The 17256-nt window shown below is 69.8% G+C and carries 16 protein-coding genes and 1 pseudogene; 4 read left to right on the forward strand and 13 right to left on the reverse strand.

Annotation, left to right across the window (positions count from 1 at the left end; translation table 11 throughout):
* Positions 1 to 61: 61 nt before the first annotated feature.
* Positions 62 to 1093 carry a class II fructose-bisphosphatase gene (gene glpX / locus RZ84_RS23040; RefSeq protein ID WP_043265889.1) on the reverse strand — a complete coding sequence of 344 codons (1032 nt, stop codon included), beginning with the start codon at positions 1091 to 1093 and terminating at the stop codon, positions 62 to 64.
* Between the two features lie 217 nt (positions 1094 to 1310).
* Between glpX and RZ84_RS23045 the strand changes: the two genes are divergently transcribed.
* Complete coding sequence (locus RZ84_RS23045; RefSeq protein WP_043265890.1) at positions 1311 to 1847, forward strand: DUF4245 domain-containing protein; 537 nt, start codon at positions 1311 to 1313, stop codon at positions 1845 to 1847.
* 122 nt (positions 1848 to 1969) lie between these two features.
* Here the strand turns inward: RZ84_RS23045 and RZ84_RS23050 are convergent, their stop codons facing one another.
* From RZ84_RS23050 to RZ84_RS23065, 4 genes are all read right to left on the reverse strand, one after another.
* Positions 1970 to 2563: a malonic semialdehyde reductase gene (locus tag RZ84_RS23050; RefSeq protein WP_043265891.1), complete on the reverse strand. Its 594-nt coding sequence runs from the start codon at positions 2561 to 2563 to the stop codon at positions 1970 to 1972.
* Between the two features lie 289 nt (positions 2564 to 2852).
* Complete coding sequence (locus RZ84_RS23055) at positions 2853 to 3140, reverse strand: exodeoxyribonuclease VII small subunit (protein ID WP_052230110.1); 288 nt, start codon at positions 3138 to 3140, stop codon at positions 2853 to 2855.
* An 89-nt stretch (positions 3141 to 3229) separates the two neighbouring features.
* Positions 3230 to 4456 carry an exodeoxyribonuclease VII large subunit gene (gene xseA / locus RZ84_RS23060; RefSeq protein ID WP_043265892.1) on the reverse strand — a complete coding sequence of 409 codons (1227 nt, stop codon included), beginning with the start codon at positions 4454 to 4456 and terminating at the stop codon, positions 3230 to 3232.
* 82 nt (positions 4457 to 4538) lie between these two features.
* The gene (locus RZ84_RS23065) at positions 4539 to 5927 is read right to left on the reverse strand and encodes an APC family permease (RefSeq protein WP_043265893.1); all 1389 of its coding nucleotides are present in this window, start codon (positions 5925 to 5927) and stop codon (positions 4539 to 4541) included.
* An 82-nt stretch (positions 5928 to 6009) separates the two neighbouring features.
* On the opposite strand from RZ84_RS23065, the gene RZ84_RS23070 reads away from it, so the two are divergent.
* A complete protein-coding gene (locus RZ84_RS23070) occupies positions 6010 to 6999 on the forward strand; it encodes a 4-hydroxy-3-methylbut-2-enyl diphosphate reductase (RefSeq protein ID WP_043265894.1) in 990 nt (329 codons plus the stop codon).
* Positions 7000 to 7059: 60 nt separating this feature from the next.
* Positions 7060 to 7944: a polyphosphate--glucose phosphotransferase gene (gene ppgK, locus RZ84_RS23075; protein ID WP_043265895.1), complete on the forward strand. Its 885-nt coding sequence runs from the start codon at positions 7060 to 7062 to the stop codon at positions 7942 to 7944.
* Positions 7945 to 7957: 13 nt separating this feature from the next.
* Here the strand turns inward: ppgK and RZ84_RS42510 are convergent.
* A pseudogene (locus RZ84_RS42510) lies at positions 7958 to 8512 on the reverse strand (DUF6542 domain-containing protein); the annotation flags it as partial.
* Between the two features lie 375 nt (positions 8513 to 8887).
* Between RZ84_RS42510 and ychF the strand changes: the two are divergent.
* Positions 8888 to 9976 (forward strand): redox-regulated ATPase YchF, encoded by a 1089-nt coding sequence (gene ychF, locus RZ84_RS23080; RefSeq protein WP_043265896.1) that lies wholly within the window; start codon positions 8888 to 8890, stop codon positions 9974 to 9976.
* Positions 9977 to 10194: 218 nt separating this feature from the next.
* Here the strand turns inward: ychF and RZ84_RS35170 are convergent, their stop codons facing one another.
* From RZ84_RS35170 to RZ84_RS35175, 7 genes are all read right to left on the reverse strand, one after another.
* Complete coding sequence (locus RZ84_RS35170) at positions 10195 to 11427, reverse strand: TniQ family protein (RefSeq protein WP_052230111.1); 1233 nt, start codon at positions 11425 to 11427, stop codon at positions 10195 to 10197.
* Between the two features lie 9 nt (positions 11428 to 11436).
* Positions 11437 to 12459 carry a TniB family NTP-binding protein gene (locus RZ84_RS23090; protein ID WP_043270604.1) on the reverse strand — a complete coding sequence of 341 codons (1023 nt, stop codon included), beginning with the start codon at positions 12457 to 12459 and terminating at the stop codon, positions 11437 to 11439.
* The gene (locus RZ84_RS23095; protein ID WP_052230112.1) at positions 12456 to 14492 is read right to left on the reverse strand and encodes a Mu transposase C-terminal domain-containing protein; all 2037 of its coding nucleotides are present in this window, start codon (positions 14490 to 14492) and stop codon (positions 12456 to 12458) included. Before RZ84_RS23095 ends, RZ84_RS23090 begins: the two co-directional genes overlap by 4 nt.
* A 56-nt stretch (positions 14493 to 14548) precedes the next feature.
* Entirely contained in the window at positions 14549 to 15220 is a 672-nt protein-coding gene (locus RZ84_RS23100; protein ID WP_043270608.1) for a TnsA-like heteromeric transposase endonuclease subunit, read from the reverse strand.
* 319 nt (positions 15221 to 15539) lie between these two features.
* Entirely contained in the window at positions 15540 to 15995 is a 456-nt protein-coding gene (locus RZ84_RS23105; protein ID WP_241777819.1) for a hypothetical protein, read from the reverse strand.
* A gap of 242 nt (positions 15996 to 16237) precedes the next feature.
* Positions 16238 to 16624 (reverse strand): recombinase family protein, encoded by a 387-nt coding sequence (locus RZ84_RS23110; protein WP_043265897.1) that lies wholly within the window; start codon positions 16622 to 16624, stop codon positions 16238 to 16240.
* A complete protein-coding gene (locus RZ84_RS35175) occupies positions 16621 to 17202 on the reverse strand; it encodes a DUF6415 family natural product biosynthesis protein (protein ID WP_052230114.1) in 582 nt (193 codons plus the stop codon). The genes RZ84_RS23110 and RZ84_RS35175 overlap by 4 nt, the downstream gene beginning before the upstream one ends.
* Between the last annotated feature and the right edge of the window lie 54 nt (positions 17203 to 17256).

Consider the following 17256-nt stretch of genomic DNA (forward strand, 5'->3'; position numbering starts at 1 on the left):
GCCGTTGAGCGGTGCGCCGGTGCCGGGCGCGGTCAGGGCGGAGCCGTCGCGGGAGCCGGCCTCAGCTCGGGCGCTCGAAGTCGACCGAGCTGTACGCGCGCAGCTTGGAGAGCCGGTGCTGGGAGTCGATCTGCCGGATGGTGCCCGACTTGGAGCGCATGACCAGGGACTGGGTGTAGGCCGTCTCGGCGCGGTAGCGGACGCCGCGCAGCAGCTCGCCGTCGGTGATGCCGGTGGCGACGAAGAAGACGTTGTCGCCGCGGACCAGGTCGTCGATCTGGAGGACCTTGTCCAGGTCGTGGCCGGCGTCGAGGGCGCGCCGGCGCTCCTCGTCGTTCTTGGGCCACAGCTTGCCCTGGAAGGTGCCGCCCAGGCACTTCAGCGCACAGGCCGCGATGATGCCTTCGGGCGTACCGCCGATGCCCAGCAGCAGGTCGACGCCGGTGCCCTCGCGGGCCGCCATGATGGCGCCGGCGACATCGCCGTCGGAGATGAACTTGATCCGGGCGCCGGCCTCCCGGACCTCCTTGACCAGGCTCTCGTGGCGCGGCCGGTCCAGGATGACGACGGTGACGTCCTCGACCGCGGACTTCTTCGCCTTGGCGATCCGCTTGATGTTCACCGCCACCGGGGCCGTGATGTCGACGAACTCCGCCGCCTCCGGGCCGGTCGCCAGCTTGTCCATGTAGAAGACCGCGGACGGGTCGAACATCGAGCCGCGCTCGGCGACCGCCATCACGGACACCGCGTTGGCCATGCCCTTGGCGGTCAGCGTCGTGCCGTCCACCGGGTCCACGGCCACATCGCACTCGGGGCCGGTGCCGTCGCCGACCCGCTCGCCGTTGTAGAGCATCGGGGCGTTGTCCTTCTCGCCCTCCCCGATGACCACGACGCCGTCCATCGAGACGGTGTGGATCAGGGCGCGCATGGCCCGCACCGCAGCGCCGTCCGCGCCGTTCTTGTCACCACGGCCCACCCAGCGGCCCGATGCCATGGCACCGGCCTCGGTCACCCGTACCAGTTCCAGGGCGAGGTTGCGGTCCGGCGCCTCCGGGCTGACTTCGAGTTGGGACGGGAGATGATGCTCGGTCATCGAGCGCACCTTTCTGTACGGCGACGGCCGGATTGACGAGGGTGAGCACGACTTTATCGGTAGGCCGCGAAAATGAGCAGAGGGGGCTTCGCATGAGCAAGCCCTCGGCCAGGTCGCGGCGGGGCCGGCCGGCGGACCGTCTGCGCAGGTGAGTGGCGTCCCAGGGGGGCGTGTCCGGGTCCCGGCGGTCATGGGGGACGATAGGGACGTGGCTGGTATGCGAGGCAGGCAAAGGGTGCAGGACATGGTCCTGTCACTGGCGGTGATCGGCGTCCTGGTCGGGGCGATCTATTTCTTCATTCCGCACGACGACAGCGCGGGCGCCGAGAAGAACGCGGTCAAGACGGTCGACTACCGCGTCGAGATCACCACGGCCCGGCGCGCGGCACCGTACCCGGTCGCCGCTCCCGAGGGCCTGCCGCCGAGCTGGCGGGCCACCTCCGTCTCGTACAAGGCGAGCGAGGACGGCAAGGGCGGGGCCTGGCACCTGGGCATGCTGGACCCGGAACAGGAGTACGCGGCCATCGAGCAGAGCGACGCCGCCCCGAAGAAGTTCATCCAGGACGTCACGCTGGGCGCCACGAAGGCCGAGGGCGAGCAGGCCGTCGGCGGCAAGAAGTGGGACCGCTACCAGGGCGACACGTACAAGGCGCTGGTCCATGAGGAGCCCGGGGTGACCACGGTCGTCACCGGCACCGCCCCCTACGGACGGCTCGCGGAGCTGGCCGCGGCCCTGGTGGCGAAGAAGGGCTGACGGAGACGGAGCCGAGGGCCGGGTGCACGAGCCCCGGCAGTGGAGGTACGACGAGGCCGCCGCACCCGGGGGGGGGGCGGCGGCCTCGTCGTACCATCCACCGGCGTCCGCCGCGGAGCGGATCAGACGGTGGCGACGGCCTCGTCGAAGGCCAGCCGCGGCGAGCGCGGGAAGAAGGCGTCGGTGCCCGGCTTGCCGATGTTGATGACCAGGAAGGACTTCTGCTTGCCGTCGCCGAAGAACTCCTTGTCGATGGCGGTGAAGTCGAAGCCGGTCATCGGGCCGGCGGCCAGGCCGGCGGCGCGGATGCCGAGGATGAAGTAGCCGGCCTGGAGGGTGGCGTTCTGGGTGCCGGCGGCCTCGCGGACGGCGGCCTCGGAGAAGAAGGTGTCCTTGATGCCCGGGGCGTGCGGGAAGAGCTGCGGAAGCCTCTCGTGGAAGTCCAGGTCCACGGAGAGGATCACGGTCAGCGGCGCGGCCAGCGTCTTCGGGCCGTTGGCCCCCATGGCGTGCTCGACCAGGCGCTTACGGGCGTACTCGGAACGGACCATGGTGATCCGCAGCGGCGACTGGTTGAAGGCGGTCGGGGCGAACTTCACCAGGTCGTAGATGGCCTGGACCTGCTCGTCCGTCACCGGCTCGTCCGTGAACGTGTTGGCGGTCTGGGCCTCGCGGAACAGCAGGTCCTGAGCGGCGGCGTCAAGGGCGAGAGACATGGGAGCACCTCGGAGGTCGGGTGGGCTACGGATCTGTGGCGACTGCGGCGTCCACGGGAAACCACTGTAGCGCCGATAGATTAAGGTTCAACTAACGGCTGGCAACTGTGAGTGGATTCACGGGACGGCGGTGATCTTTCGGACTCCGGAAGGGTGCTGTCTCCAGCGCAGCTCCAGCGCCACTGCCTCCAGGGCTGCGGCCTCCAGCGTCACTGTCTCCAGCGTCACTGACTCCAGCGCCGCGGTCTCTACCGCCGCTGCCTCCGACGCCGCGGCGCCCGCCGCTCCGTCAGCCGGCCGTGCCCTCGTCGTCCTCGTCGCCCCCGGCCTCCGCCTCCGACGGCTCTGCCAGTGCCGCGTCCAGACGGGCCCGCGCGCCGTCCAGCCAGCGGCGGCAGACCTTCGCCAGCTCCTCGCCGCGCTCCCAGAGGGCGAGCGACTCCTCCAGCGTCGTGCCGCCGGCCTCCAGGCGGCGGACGACCTCGATCAGCTCGTCGCGCGCCTGCTCGTAGCCGAGCGTGGAGTCCACCGGCGCCACCCCGGCCGGGGCCGCCACCGCGTCATCCGTCTTTGCCATATCTCCCAATCTCCCACCCTGTGAGTGCGTATGTGTCTGTTGAGTGCGCATGTGGCTGTTCTGCCTGTGCCGGAGCCCGGGGACGGCGGTCACGGCGCGGCGTCCGGGACGCCGGCCACCCGCACCCGGAACTCGCCCTCGGCCACCCTGGCGCGCAACTCCTCGTCCTCGCCCACCTCTTGAGGCGAGCGCACCGCCGCCCCGTCCGGCTTCTGGAGCACCGCATAGCCGCGCTCCAGCGTCGCCTTGGGGGAGAGCGCGACCACCCGCGCCAGGGTGTGCACCAGCTCGGAGTCGGCGCGGTCCAGCAGATGCCCCAGCGTCCGCCGGCCGCGCTCCAGCAGGGCGGTGACCTGCTCCTCGCGGTCCGCCACCATCCGGTGCGGGTGCTGTATCGACGGGCGGTGCAGGGTGGCCGTGAGCCCCCGCGTCTCGCGGTCCAGGAAGCCGCCGAGCGCGCGCCGGGCCCGCTCCCGCAGCTGCTCGACCCGGGCCAGTTCCTCGCCGACGTCCGGCACCACCTTCTTCGCCGCGTCCGTGGGCGTCGAGGCGCGCAGATCGGCGACCAGGTCGAGCAGCGGGCTGTCCGGTTCATGGCCGATCGCGGAGACCACCGGCGTACGGGCCGCGCCGACCGCCCGCACCAGCTGCTCGTCGGAGAACGGCAGCAGATCCTCCACGCTGCCGCCGCCGCGCGCCACGATGATCACGTCCACCTCGGGCAGTGCGTCCAGCTCCTGCACCGCCGCGATCACCCCGGGCACCGCGTGCACCCCCTGCACCGGCACGTTGCGCACCTCGAAGCGGACGGCCGGCCAGCGGTGCCGGGCGTTCTCCAGCACATCGCGCTCGGCGGCGCTGGCCCGGCCGCAGACCAGACCGATCAGCTGCGGCAGGAACGGCAGCGGCCGCTTGCGGTCCGCCGCGAACAGCCCCTCGGCCGCCAGCGTCTTCTTCAACTGCTCCAGCCGCGCCAGGAGTTCACCGACCCCGACCGGCCGGATCTCGGCAGCCCGCAGCGACAGCTGGCCGCGCGGCGCGTACCACTCCGGCTTGGCGTGCACCACCACCCGGGCGCCCTCGCTCACCACCTCGGAGACCTTGTCGAAGACCTGGCGGTAGCACGTCACGCTCACCGAGATGTCGTACGACGGATCGCGCAGCGTCAGGAACACCACGCCCGCGCCCGGGCGCCGGGAGAGCTGGGTGATCTGCCCCTCGACCCACACCGCGCCGAGCCGGTCGATCCACCCGCCGATGAGCCGGGACACCTCGCCGACCGGGATCGGCGCTTCCGGAGACGTAGAGACAGCCATACGAGCGAGAGTAGCGGCGGCCACCGACAGTGTCGGTCCGGCGGCGCAGCGGGACCGGCCTGCCCGGCCGCGGACGCCGGTGTCAGTTCCGCGCCGGGCCCACCCGCGGCCGGCGCGCGTACTGCATCGCCAGCACCCCGAGTCCGACCGCCAGCCACACCCCGCCCACCAGCTGCGCGGTCCGCGACGCCGCGACGAGCACCGCGATCACCACCGCCAGCCCCGCCAGCGGCACCACCACGTGCCGCAGCACGCCCGGCACCCCGGCCCGCCGGCGGATCCCGAACCACCCGATCACCGACGCGTGCAGCAGCGCGAACGCGGTCAGCGCGCCGACGTTCACGATCGACGACAGCCGGGCCGGCCCGTCGTCCCGGGTGGCCGCCCAGACCGCCGCCACCAGCGTCACCAGCGCCGCCCCCAGCAGCGCCCGGCGCGGCACCCCACTGCCCGCGTCCACCGTGGCCATCGCCCCCGGCAGCCGCCGGTCCCGGGCCATCGCGAACAGCAGCCGGCCGGCCGCGGCCTGCCCGGCCAGCGCCGCGAACGCCGCCCCGACCGCCTTGCTCACCGCCACCAGGTCATGCAGCCGGCCGCCCACCGCGGAGTCCACCGTCGTATAGAAGGCGGCCCCCTGCTCCGCCGGTCGCGCGGCCAGCTCGGCGGCGCTCATCGGGGCCAGCAGCGCCGCCAGATACGTCTGCACGGCGAACAGCACCCCGGCCACCACCAGGCACGTCACCACGGCCCGCGCCACCCGCCGCGAACCCCCGGACGCCTCCTCGGCGAACGACGCGATCGCATCGAAGCCCAGATACGACAGCACCGCCACCGACACCGCCGCCAGCACCGCGTCCGGCGAGAAGCCGCCCTCCCCGGTCAGCGGCACCGACCAGCCGCGCCGCGCCCCGTGCGCCGCCAGTGCCCACACCGCCGCCACCACGAACACCACCAGCGCCGCGATCTCCAGCGCCAGCACCGCGAACCCGACGACCGCCGCGGTCCGCACCCCGGACAGGTTCAGCAGGGTCGTGACCACCACCGCGACCGCCGTCCACACCCACTGGTGCACCTGCGGCACCAGCGCGTGCAGCGCGATCCCGGAGAACAGATACGCCACCGCCGGGATCAGCAGGTAGTCCAGCATCGCCATCCACCCGGCGACGAACCCCGCGCCCTCACCCAGGCCGACCCGCGCGTACGCGTAGACCGACCCGGCCTTCGGGGCGACCCGCACCATCTGGGCGTACGAATACGCCGTGAACGCCATCGCGACCGTCGCGACCACGTAGACCGATGTGATCGCACCGTGCGAGGTGGCCTGAAGGGTGCCGAAGATCCCGACCGGCGCCATCGGGGCGATGAACAACAGCCCGTAGACCACCAGGTCCCGGAACGACAGCGTCCGCCGCAGCGATCCGGCCCCGCCGGGCGCCCCGTCGTCCGCGGTCACGCCGGCCGTGTCCGCCATCCCGCCTCCTTCGTACGCACTTCGCCAGTCTGCGCAACCACGCGATCAACCGCCCCCGGGCACGGCCCTTACGATGGGACGCATGACCGCACCCAGCCCGCAGCACAGCCGCAAGGTCCTCCTCGCCGCGCCCCGCGGATACTGCGCGGGCGTGGACCGCGCCGTGATCGCCGTCGAGAAGGCCCTGGAGCAGTACGGCGCGCCCGTCTACGTACGCCACGAGATCGTCCACAACAAGTACGTCGTCAAGACCCTGGAGAAGAAGGGCGCCATCTTCGTCGACGAGACGGAGGAGGTGCCCGAGGGCAACATCGTCATCTTCTCCGCGCACGGTGTCGCCCCCGTCGTCCACGAAGAGGCACAGCGCGGCAAGCTCGCCACCATCGACGCGACCTGCCCGCTGGTCACCAAGGTCCACAAGGAAGCCGTCCGGTTCGCCAAGGAGGACTACGACATCCTCCTGATCGGCCACGAGGGCCACGAAGAGGTCATCGGGACGAGCGGCGAGGCGCCCGAGCACATCACCCTGGTCGACGGCCCCGAGGACGTCGCAGGCGTCGAGGTCCGCGACCCCGACAAGGTCGTCTGGCTCTCCCAGACCACGCTCTCCGTCGACGAGACCATGGAGACCGTCGACGCCCTCAAGGGCCGCTTCCCCAACCTCCTCTCGCCGCCCAGCGACGACATCTGCTATGCCACCCAGAACCGCCAGATCGCGGTCAAGCAGATGGGCGCCGAGGCCGACCTGGTCGTCGTCGTCGGCTCCAAGAACTCCTCGAACTCGGTCCGCCTGGTCGAGGTCGCGCTCGGCGCCGGCGCCCGCGACGCCCACCTGGTCGACCACGCCGAGGAGATCGACGAGAGCTGGCTCGAGGGCGTGCGGACGGTCGGTGTCACCTCCGGCGCCTCGGTCCCGGAGATCCTGGTCGAGGGCGTCCTCGAATGGCTCGCCGCCCGCGGCTTCGACGACGTCGAGACCGTCACCGCCGCCGAGGAGTCCATCGCCTTCTCGCTCCCCAAGGAGCTCCGCCGCGACCTGCGCGCCGAGGCCAGGGCGGCGGCCGAGGACTGACCGCCGGCCGCTTCGGCCATCCCGGGGGCGGTCCGCCCGCTCCGCGCCTAGCCTTTTCCCATGAGGGTCTTCGGTGTGGACATCGGCGGAACGGGCATCAAAGGCGCCCCGGTGGATCTGGAACGCGGCGAGCTGGCGGACGAGCGCTACAAGGTCCTGACCCCGCATCCGGCCACCCCCGACCGGGTCGCGGACTGCGTGAAGCAGGTCGTGGACCACTTCGGCTGGTCGGGCCCGGTCGGCGCGACCTTCCCCGGTGTGGTCACCGGCGGCACGACCCGGACGGCCGCCAATGTCGACAAGGGCTGGATCGACACGGACGCCGCCGCGCTGCTCTCCGAGCGGCTCGGCGGCGAGGCCGGCGGCAGCCCGGTCACCCTCCTCAACGACGCGGACGCGGCGGGCCTGGCCGAGATGCGGTTCGGCGCCGGCCGCGGGCGCGGCGGCACGGTCATCGTCCTCACGTTCGGCACCGGCATCGGCAGCGCCGTCTTCACCGACGGCCGCCTGGTCCCCAACACCGAACTCGGCCACCTGGAACTCCGCGGCCACGACGCCGAGAAGCGCGCCTCCGGCAAGGCCAGGGAGGACGAGGAGCTGAGCTGGCAGCAGTGGGCGCACCGGGTCCAGAAGTACCTCGCGCACGTGGAGGCGCTGTTCTCGCCCGGGCTGTTCGTGATCGGCGGCGGGGTGAGCCGCAAGGCGGAGAAGTTCCTGCCGCTGATCGAGGGGATCAGGGCCGAGATCGTGCCGGCGCAGCTTCAGAACAACGCGGGGATTGTGGGTGCCGCGATGGCGGCGCATGCCGCTCGGGCTGCCGGGCCACCTGCGAGGGACGCTTCCCCGGCCGGGTCCGCGGCGCCGGCTCGTCCTGCCGCCGGCCGTCCGGCCGTCGCCCGGTCCGCTGTCGCGTCGCCGGTCGGCTGGCCCGACGCCGGGCGCTGAGCCGCGCCTTGCGTACGAGCACCACCAGCCCGCAGGCCAGCGTGCCCCCGTAGAGCCAGCCCGCGTTCAGCGCGAGGACGGTGAAGAGGCCCATCAGCAGCCCCGGGAACCCCGCCGGGCCGTGCTGGATCGGCAGCGCGCCGACCGTGAACGCGATCGGCAGCGCCACCGGCGCGGCGATCAGGTCGAACGGCCGCACCCACACTCCCGCGCACACGCTCACCAGCAGGAAGAACATCCCGTAGGCGGGCTGCGCCCCCTGGAACAGCAGCTGGTCCAGGTAGGCGAACGCCAGCAGCGTCACCGTGGCCAGCAGTCCGCAGCCGAGTCCGGTGAGCTTGGCGGCCGGCATCCGGCCCAGCAGACCGGTCACCGGGGCGGGGGCGGGCCGCTGCGGCCGGGCCTGGTAGACGGTCGCGGTCTCGTCGCCGTCCGTGGTGGACGGGCCCACCGGCTCCGGCATCGGCGACGGGCGGGCCGGGGTGCGGTACTCGCCGGGAATCGGCGCGTAACCGCGGGCCGTGACCGTGGTGCCCGCGGGTACGGACGCATACCCGGAGGCCCGCATCGCGGAGAGGAAGTCGTCGTCGGGATCGGGGACCACCGCCTCGGCAGGGCGCGGGAGCCGGGCATCCTGGCCCGTGCCCGGACCGCCGCTCAGCGGGGGGCTGTACTGGGGCGTGTGCGCTTCGTGTTGCTCCACTCGCCAACGGTAGGCAGCTAAGTGGGATTAATAGGTCACAGGACACGCACTTTGACCTGTCTTGGGGGCTTCGTTCGATGCCGTGTACTCCCACCGGAGGGCGTGCCCCGTCCCACGGGCCCGGTGGGCCGGGCCCAGTAGACTGGTGGATCGGCCGCCCCGGCCCGCTCGGTCCCGACCGGCCGGGCCCCGGGAACCGGCCACCCGTCACCCACCTCCACGCTCCGGGAAGTCGCCACCGTGTCGCTCACGATCGGAATCGTCGGTCTGCCGAATGTCGGCAAGTCGACCATGTTCAACGCCCTGACCAAGAACGACGTGCTGGCGGCCAACTACCCGTTCGCCACCATCGAGCCGAACGTCGGCGTGGTCGGCGTCCCCGACCCCCGGCTGGCCAAGCTCGCGGAGATCTTCTCCTCCCAGAAGATCCTCCCCGCCACCGTCGACTTCGTCGACATCGCGGGCATCGTCCGCGGCGCCTCCGAGGGCGAGGGCCTGGGCAACAAGTTCCTCGCGAACATCCGCGAGTCCGACGCGATCTGCCAGGTCATCCGCGCCTTCAAGGACGAGAACGTGGTCCACGTCGACGGCAAGGTCTCGCCCAAGGACGACATCGAGACCATCAACACCGAGCTGATCCTCGCCGACCTCCAGACCATCGAGAAGGTGCTGCCGCGCCTCCAGAAGGAGTCGCGCATCAAGAAGGACGTCGCCCCGAAGGTCAAGGCCGTCGAGGAGGCCAAGGCCATCCTGGAGGAGGGCCGCACCCTCTTCGCCGCCGGCTACGTCCAGGGCACGGAGAAGACCGAGCTGCTGCACGACCTCCACCTCCTCACCACCAAGCCCTTCCTCTACGTCTTCAACGTCGACGAGGACGAGCTCTGCGACGAGGACTTCAAGAACGAGCAGCGCGCCCTGGTCGCCCCCGCCGAGGCCATCTTCCTCAACGCCAAGCTGGAGGCCGACCTCGCCGAGCTCGACGAGGACGAGGCCCTCGAACTCCTCCAGTCCGTCGGCCAGGACGAGCCCGGCCTGGCCACCCTCGCCCACGTCGGCTTCAACACCCTCGGCCTGCAGACCTACCTGACCGCCGGCCCCAAGGAAACCCGCGCCTGGACCATCAAGAAGGGCGCCACCGCCCCCGAAGCCGCCGGTGTCATCCACACCGACTTCCAGAAGGGCTTCATCAAGGCCGAGGTCATCTCCTTCGCCGACCTCGTCGAAACCGGCTCCGTAACCGAGGCCCGCGCCGCCGGCAAGGCCCGCATGGAGGGCAAGGACTACGTGATGCAGGACGGGGACGTGGTGGAGTTTCGGTTCAACGTGTGATGCCCGACGTAGCATCGGCGTAGCGATCTCGCAAACATGCAGGTCAAGCGGGGTCGGTCCCATCCGGGGTCGGCCCCGTTGTCGTACCCGGTGCTGGATCCGCGCTGGATGAACTGACATCTCGTCAGTTGTCGTCATCCCTGGTTATCCGGACCGCCGCTGGATCGGAGCTGGATGTGGCTGACGGACAGTCGGCTGGGTCGGGCAGTTGTCCTGTGTCACGGAGTCGTCCCTGACGCGGTCGCTCTGACCTGCGATGAGGAATCTTGAGTGGCGAAGTGGCCGTGCCCCACGGGTGCCACCGTTCGGAGATGCGGAGAGATTTCGCCAGTGGATCTTGCTGGATCGTGAGGATGCCTGGCGAGTGCTGCTGCGGCGAGTTCGATGGCGTCTGGGTAGATCGCGGCGTGTGTGTAGGTGTCGAGTTCGGTCGGGATGCCGCGGTGGTGATTGTGGGTCTGCAGCGCGAGAAGCCGGTATCTCCAGTGGTGCGGGACGGCAGCTGGGGAGGCTGGCCAGGGCGGGACGGCTTTGACCGCGGTTTGGTGGGCGAGGGTGAGTTGCTGGGGTGTGAAGCGGCGTAGGAGGCGGTTCGCCCGGTGTTGGGCGGCGGTGATCTCGGGGCATATGGAGAGGTCGAGGTGGGGTTCTCCGAGATCGCTGAGCCAGATTCCGTGCCGCGTGCAGACCTTGTGGTGAATCGGGAGGTGGACGGGAACGGGCTCGCGGATGCCGAGGCGGGCAGTGCACCGGTGGCAGGCGGTCGTGGCCCGGATGGGGCTCTCGTCGGTGCCGAAGGCGGGCAGTGCGTGAGCCAGGCCGGCGGGAGTGGTGCCGGTGAGGTGAGCGAGTTCGTGCAGGGCGTGGGTGGCTGCGGGGGCGAGCATGTGGTGCTGGGCTCGGTCGTCGAGGTTGTTGGTCTTCGTCGAGAACCAGGTGGGCAGTACTGCCAGTACCTCGCTGACGGTGAGGTAGTTGGCCTGGGCGATCCGGGCCAGGTAGGAGTTGAGGGTTTCCCCTGCGACCGCGGCGACTCGCTGTGGCAGCACCGGTGTCCGCTCCGGCCTGCGGGCGAGTGTGCGGGACATCCCGGATGGGACCTCGGGCTCCTCCTGTGAGTTGGTTCTCCGGCGGTCGGCCAGGACCAGCAGGCGGCGGTCCAGCTCGCGGTAGAAAGTTGCTCGGCTTCCCTGGAAGCCGAGGTCGGCTACTTCTTTGAACAGGACACTGGTCCGCAGGTGCGGATCTTCGGCGAGTCGCTGACGGCAGTAGCTGGCGAGGGGTTCGGTGAGCAGACTTGGCTGCGGAGCCCGAACTCCGGGTGTCCTGCGGCCGTTTATGTAACCGTAGACGGTCGGCAGGCTGTGGCCGACATGGTCGGCGATGGCCCGCGCTGGCCATCCGGCCGCGTGCAAGGTGAGGATCTTCTCGGCTCGTTCTCGGGGCAGCATGGGTATCGATCACACGGCGGGTGGCTGTGGGGACTGGGAAGTGAAGTCGGCGTCGACGGCGTCGAGGGCCTTCTTGGTGATCTTCTCGGTGCCGTCCAGGACCGCGTTGATGGCGGCGCCGCGGATCAGCCAGAGCAGGCTTCCGATCATCCCGTGGGTGCGCTGGTGCAGGTAGCGGTCGAGTCGGGTGAGGGCACCGGCCCGGTGGCGGTGGAGCCTCAGGTTGTCCTCCAGGGCTGCGATCAGCGCGGTCCACTGCTGGTTCTGGCCGAACGGTCCGGTGCGGACCATGCCGAACCGGCCGGCGATCTGTTCTCCGCGAGGACCGGAGAGAAGTCCGGTGCGTTCCAGGCTGATTCCGGCATAGACGAAGGTGGCCGGGATGCGTTCGGAGAAGTACTTCAGGGTGTCGGAGGCTTCGGCGCCGGCGCGTGTGGCGGTGTTGAGGTTGTGGAGTTCGTCGACCGCAACGAGGGTCACGTGGGCGTCCGTACTGACGCCGCAGACCGCGTCGGCGATGTCGGTGATGTTGCTCCTGGTGGAGATCGGCAGGTCGAAGAACTGGGCGAACTCCATGGCGATCATCTTGGGGGTGGCGGCGGGTGGGACGGTGATGTAGATGACCGGGATGTCGTTGGAGGAGTTCGGGTGACGCCTTCGGTGGATCACCTCGACGGTCTTGCCGAGTTGGGTGAGCGCGGTGGTCTTGCCGGTTCTGGCGGGGCCGGACACCATCAGGCCGCATCGTCCGTAGTGGGCGTCCTTGTTCATCTGGATCAGGCGGCGGCCCGAGGTGATGACCTGGCGGATCGTGGGAGTCTGGACCACCAGCAACCGTGAGTGGTGGTCGATGCGGTCATCGTCGTAGCAGGCTCGTTTGTCGTCCGCGAGACCCGACCAGATCGCCTCGGGCAGCAGCTCCGGCACTGCGGGTATCTCGGTGACGAACCCGCGCCAGCCCGGCAGGGTGGTCAGTTGCAGATGCCCGTACCCATCTGCGGCATCCCCACCCCGCCCCGGCTTCTGGCTCACCACCGCTTGTCCGCTTCGGTGAACGGGTCGGAGATCGGCATCGGGATCACCTTGGCGATGTTCTCCTCGGGAGCATCGTCGGCCTGGCCCGCTTCGGAGTCGGCGACGTGGTCGGCAGGGGGAGCCTTGGGTGCGATGGGGGTGGAGGGCGGACTGGACTTGGTGCGGGCGGCGACGCGCCGGTCCCGGCGGCTGAGTCCGGCTCTGCTGTCTCGAGCACCGCTGTCAGCGGGGCCCTGATGGGCTCGTCGCAGCAGGTCGGCGACGGCGTCGGCGAGTTGCTCCTCACTCGCGCCGGGCAGAGTGCGGCGGGTGTGGTCCCAGGCCAGTTCGCCGAACGGGGCGGCGACGCGGTGCAGTTGTTTCCAGAACAGGGTGATCCAGCCGCCCTTCCAGTGGTCACGGACCCAGATGCGGGACACGTCGTAGGGGTCGTAGTGGATCTCCCACAGATCCTTGCGGTCCTTGACGCCTGACCGCTGCTGCCGCAGCGGGTTGAGGGCCTGGTCGTCGTAGGTCCGGTGCTTGATCTTCACGCCGTAGGCGTTGATCGCCCGCCAGGTCGCGGGCAGCAGCTCGATGTAGTCATCAGCCGACAACGCGACCGGGACATAGCCGGCCGTCTCGACGAGAGCGGCGTACTTCTCGTTCGGGCTGAACATCCGCCCCGGGTGAAGGGGGTCACGCAGTCCGTCGTGGGGCCGGCTCTGCCAGACCACGATCCACTCGTCCAGGAGTTCCTGCAGCTCCAGCAAGGACCAGAGCGGCTGTTGTTCGACGTGCCGGCCGCGGCGCTCGGCGTTGAAGCCGGTGTAACCGGCCAGGAACTGGGCGAACAGAGTTCCGACCGAACCCAGCATCCGCTCGATGTGGCCCTTCTCCCAGCCCGATGCGTCGTGCACCGGCTGGAAGTTGATGCCCAAAAAGTTGCAGGAGGCCCGGAAGTTGCGGGAGATGAACACCTTCCCCTGATCGACCACGATGGTCTCGGGGACGATGACCGGCCGGGCGGCAGCGTGCTCCAGACGCGCGTCGATGTCCAGCAACCGCCTGAACGGCAACGCCGAGCGTGACATCGCCAACGCCTGGGCCCAGCCGGGCCTCATCGGCTCGGGGGTGACGGTGCGGGCCAGCAACACGCTGGCGTCCACGGACTTGGTCGTCGGCCGCAGCACCGCCGCGGTCAGGCTCCTGGTCGCGACATCGATCATGCCGGTCAGGTCCACTCGGGCGGGGACCCCGTCGTCCAGGCGGACCAGCACGTCCAGCGGGGTGGAGTCCATCTGCATCAGCTCGCCCGGCGCCGCCGCACTTCTTTCGCCGAACGGCCCGTCGGGGCGATCCACCAGCGACCGGCGGGTGCGGGCCGATCCGGTGGTGTGCTTGCCCGCCGACAGCTTCTCCAGCAGCCGGTAGAGACTGCGCTGGGACGGCAGCTCCACCGAGCCCCGGCCGTGATCCTCGTCCAGGATCTGACCGGTCCTCCAGAACAGGTAGGTCGCCGTCCGGGTGGAACCCTGGGCGGCCTCGGCTACCGCCTTCCGCATCGCCTCCACCACCAGCGGGTCCACCCGGCCGTGCGCGCTGACGGGCTTGGCGGACCGGTGGTCGGCCATCCCGACCACTCCGTGGGCCTCATAGCGGCGGCGTCGCTTGGCGATCGCACTTGGCGTCACCGGCCGCCCCGCAGCGGTCAGTTCCGCTGCCTTGGCCTGCTCGCGGCGGGTCAGCGACACCACCGCCGGGTCGTACTCAGGCTTCGGCCTCGTGCCGGCAGGCGCCTGCGGCGGAACCCCGCGCAACACCTCCACGATGTGCTGTTCCCACCACAATGCCTCAGCCGCTACTGCCTCCGGCAGCCCCTCCAACGGCGTCGCCGGCGGAACCGGTGTCCGGGACGACGCGCGTACCACCTCAAAGTCCTCGGCCGCCGACAACTCGATCAGGCCAATGTCGGTGACCGCACCATCCGTGTCCGCCAGACGCACGGTCGTACCGGACACCGCGATCACCGTGTGCAGGACATCGGCCATTCGCACTCGATCACCGATCGACACCCCGACAGGCCGCCGCGGCCGACGTCCCGCGTTCACCACGAGCCCCCTGCTGAGCCAGTGGCCCGCACCAGTGTGGCGGGGCCCAGCCGCTCATGCGCCAGATCGGCCACCAGCTCCTGCCTCCACATCAGATGAAACAGCGCGGGCAACACCGCCAGCCGATCCCCGACGTCCTCGGCTCCCGTCAGCAACGGCGTCGGCGCGGCGAATATCTCCTGTAACCGGGCTGCGATCCCAGGTCTGCCGGCGCAGCGCGGATGCCGATAACGGGCAAGCCACCGCAGATTCGCCATCAGCGCAGGATCAGGAGCACCGGCGTGCCTGAACTCCCAGCCGACCGCCGAACAGGCCCGCTCGGTGGCCGCGAACGCCTCAGCTGTCCGCTCGTCGACCTGGTCCTCAGCCCGGACATCGACCACGCGAGCACGGCCGTCGGCGAGCCGTACGAAGTAGTCCGGGGCGTGGCGCCGCTTCTCTTTCCCGTCATGCCAGTGCAGCCAGAACGGCTGCGAAGCGATCCCCACAACATTCGGATCGAAGTCCAACAGAATCAGCCGGTCCTGTTCCAGCCACGACTCGAACCCCACATGACGTCCAGTCGACGCGGCCCACCACCAGCCTGGGAAATGCCCGAGTCCGCGCGACCAGCGGAACGTCCGTACCGGAGTTGCCTCCTCCCACGCCAGCCCGTGGCACTGATCCAGCGGGACAACCCGCTCGTGGCCTCCAGCACCGCCGAACCGGAGCGTGAATCCACCCCCGGCGGTGTCATGCTCTAACGCACCCGCAGTGCTCACCCGGCCACCTCGCCCCCAATCGAGTAAACCGTAGTGGCAACAAGCCGGGCTTGAGGAAGATTCAGTGGCAAAGAGGAAGATCGACTGTCACAGGACAGCAGTGCTCGGCTGCGGATCCGTCGTGGACAGGGTGTTGACCCTTCTCAGCGAAGTCAGACTCTGTCTCATGCAATCCAGCCGGGATAGAGGTGTGAGGGGCATCCGCGTCCGGCTGTCAGGCGGGTTGCTACCCGACCGGCCATTCCCCGGTGCGGGCGAACAGCTCGATGTCGGCCTCGTACGGCGCGGGGTCGAGTCCTCGCGCACGCACCCACTCCGTATTGAGGTGGGTGTTGCGGTACGGATCAGCGGCGTCGCCGATGATGGTGACGACGCTGCCCTGCATCCCCGCTTGATGCATCCGTGCCACGAGGTGGCACGTTCCCCAGAAGTTGGTGCCGGTCGCCGGTCCGGCTTCGATCCCGGCAGCAGTGCGAAGCCACCGCAGGGCCGCAAGGGACGCCGCGTCCGGTACCGGGATCATCAGGTCGATCACCGCCGGCAGGAAGCCGGGCTCGGTGCGTGGGCGACCGATGCCAGGTATCCGCGAGGGCATCCCCGTGGCGTAGTCGCCACACCCGCTCGCCCACGCGGGGAAGTAGGCGGGTTCGACCTCATCTCCCACAGCAGGATTGATGGTCATTCGATGGTCTCCTGTTTGCCGGGGTGATGCTGAGGAGAACTGTGCAGGTCTGACAGACAGGTAGTTCACCGGGCCGGGGAACTCCGTCCATCTCGGTCGTAGGTCCACTTCCGTATGGAGCTGGAGTGGATGCAGGTGTTTGAGCTAGCCACCATGACCGCCACCGATGACGCCGATGGTGAGTACGAGGGCCAGCGCGACGAGGCACGTCAGATAGGTGAGGATGCGTCGGTGATCAGGAGTCACGGTTGCCTTCCGAGGAGAACGACACTCCGTGTAGGGCGGTCGTATTCGCCGAACGTCGTGGCCGTCCGGCCGCCGACCTCGATGACGCGCCGTCGGAGCAGTTGACGGTACGTGGCGTCGGTGGCCAGCCTCTCCCAGGTATGCACCAAGCACACCACTTCGCGGTGGCCTGCCTCAGTCCGCATGCTGGCCAGCATGGTGTCCAGTTGCGGACGATATGTGCTCAGCGCGTGGTCGCCGAGGTCGAACCAGCGGCCGGCAAGGTCCCAGCCCATGCGGTCGGCGTAGTGGTGGCAGCCCTCCAGGCGCATGTGGAGCTGGCGGTGGGAGCGGCTGGCGCACCGGTCGTAGACGAAGGCCAGCGGTGGGCGCGTGCCTGTCATCGCCGGGTCTCCGCGGTGTGCCGGGCCAGCAGATACTGGCAATCCCGGGCGAGTTGGTGCACCTGGATTTGAGCGGACAGCAATCCCTGCCCAAGGCCCCGCTGGGTCTGCCGCTCGATTCCATTGAGCCGAGCCTGCAGCCGGTGCGCTTCGATGCTGTTGGGCCACAGAGATCGAGCTGACTCACGTACCTCAGGGAGGAGGAGAGCAACGTGCCCACGCAATTCCTCTTCCAACTCGGTCAGCGCGTGTGTGTCCGGCCGGCCGGACACAAGACGGAGGGCGTGTCGGATCGTCGCACTGATGAGTTCGACATCGACCGGTAGCGACTCACGTCCGGAGTCGGCGCCCACGAGATACGCGACCCGGTGGGCGGTTTCCTGCTCGTCGCCGTATTGCCCGACCTCGTACCCGTAGACGGTGACGTAGCGGCCACTGTCGGCGGTAACGTCCTCGTGGACTGTTGAGTTCAGCGGATGCGAAACGGAGACGGCGGCTGCGTCAGTCCAGACGACTGCGACACCGTTCGCTTCGAGATGCCCGGCCAGAACGGCGGCTGAGTCGTTGCTCGTGTCCATGGCTCCAGTGCACTGCGACGTGAACGGGCACGGCAGCTGACAACCTATGACACG

The sequence above is a fragment of the Streptomyces sp. CT34 genome (genome assembly GCF_000805335.1).
Classification (GTDB): Bacteria; Actinomycetota; Actinomycetes; order Streptomycetales; family Streptomycetaceae; genus Streptomyces.

Bases quoted from the DNA above. Each gene is read 5' to 3' on its own strand.
- glpX (WP_043265889.1), bottom strand. From the start codon at position 1,093: ATGACCGAGCATCATCTCCCGTCCCAACTCGAAGTCAGCCCGGAGGCG.
- RZ84_RS23045 (WP_043265890.1), top strand. From the start codon at position 1,311: ATGCGAGGCAGGCAAAGGGTGCAGGACATGGTCCTGTCACTGGCGGTG.
- RZ84_RS23050 (WP_043265891.1), bottom strand. From the start codon at position 2,563: ATGTCTCTCGCCCTTGACGCCGCCGCTCAGGACCTGCTGTTCCGCGAG.
- RZ84_RS23055 (WP_052230110.1), bottom strand. From the start codon at position 3,140: ATGGCAAAGACGGATGACGCGGTGGCGGCCCCGGCCGGGGTGGCGCCG.
- xseA (WP_043265892.1), bottom strand. From the start codon at position 4,456: ATGGCTGTCTCTACGTCTCCGGAAGCGCCGATCCCGGTCGGCGAGGTG.
- RZ84_RS23065 (WP_043265893.1), bottom strand. From the start codon at position 5,927: ATGGCGGACACGGCCGGCGTGACCGCGGACGACGGGGCGCCCGGCGGG.
- RZ84_RS23070 (WP_043265894.1), top strand. From the start codon at position 6,010: ATGACCGCACCCAGCCCGCAGCACAGCCGCAAGGTCCTCCTCGCCGCG.
- ppgK (WP_043265895.1), top strand. From the start codon at position 7,060: ATGAGGGTCTTCGGTGTGGACATCGGCGGAACGGGCATCAAAGGCGCC.
- RZ84_RS35170 (WP_052230111.1), bottom strand. From the start codon at position 11,427: ATGCTGCCCCGAGAACGAGCCGAGAAGATCCTCACCTTGCACGCGGCC.
- RZ84_RS23095 (WP_052230112.1), bottom strand. From the start codon at position 14,492: ATGGCCGATGTCCTGCACACGGTGATCGCGGTGTCCGGTACGACCGTG.
- RZ84_RS23105 (WP_241777819.1), bottom strand. From the start codon at position 15,995: ATGACCATCAATCCTGCTGTGGGAGATGAGGTCGAACCCGCCTACTTC.
- RZ84_RS23110 (WP_043265897.1), bottom strand. From the start codon at position 16,624: ATGACAGGCACGCGCCCACCGCTGGCCTTCGTCTACGACCGGTGCGCC.
- RZ84_RS35175 (WP_052230114.1), bottom strand. From the start codon at position 17,202: ATGGACACGAGCAACGACTCAGCCGCCGTTCTGGCCGGGCATCTCGAA.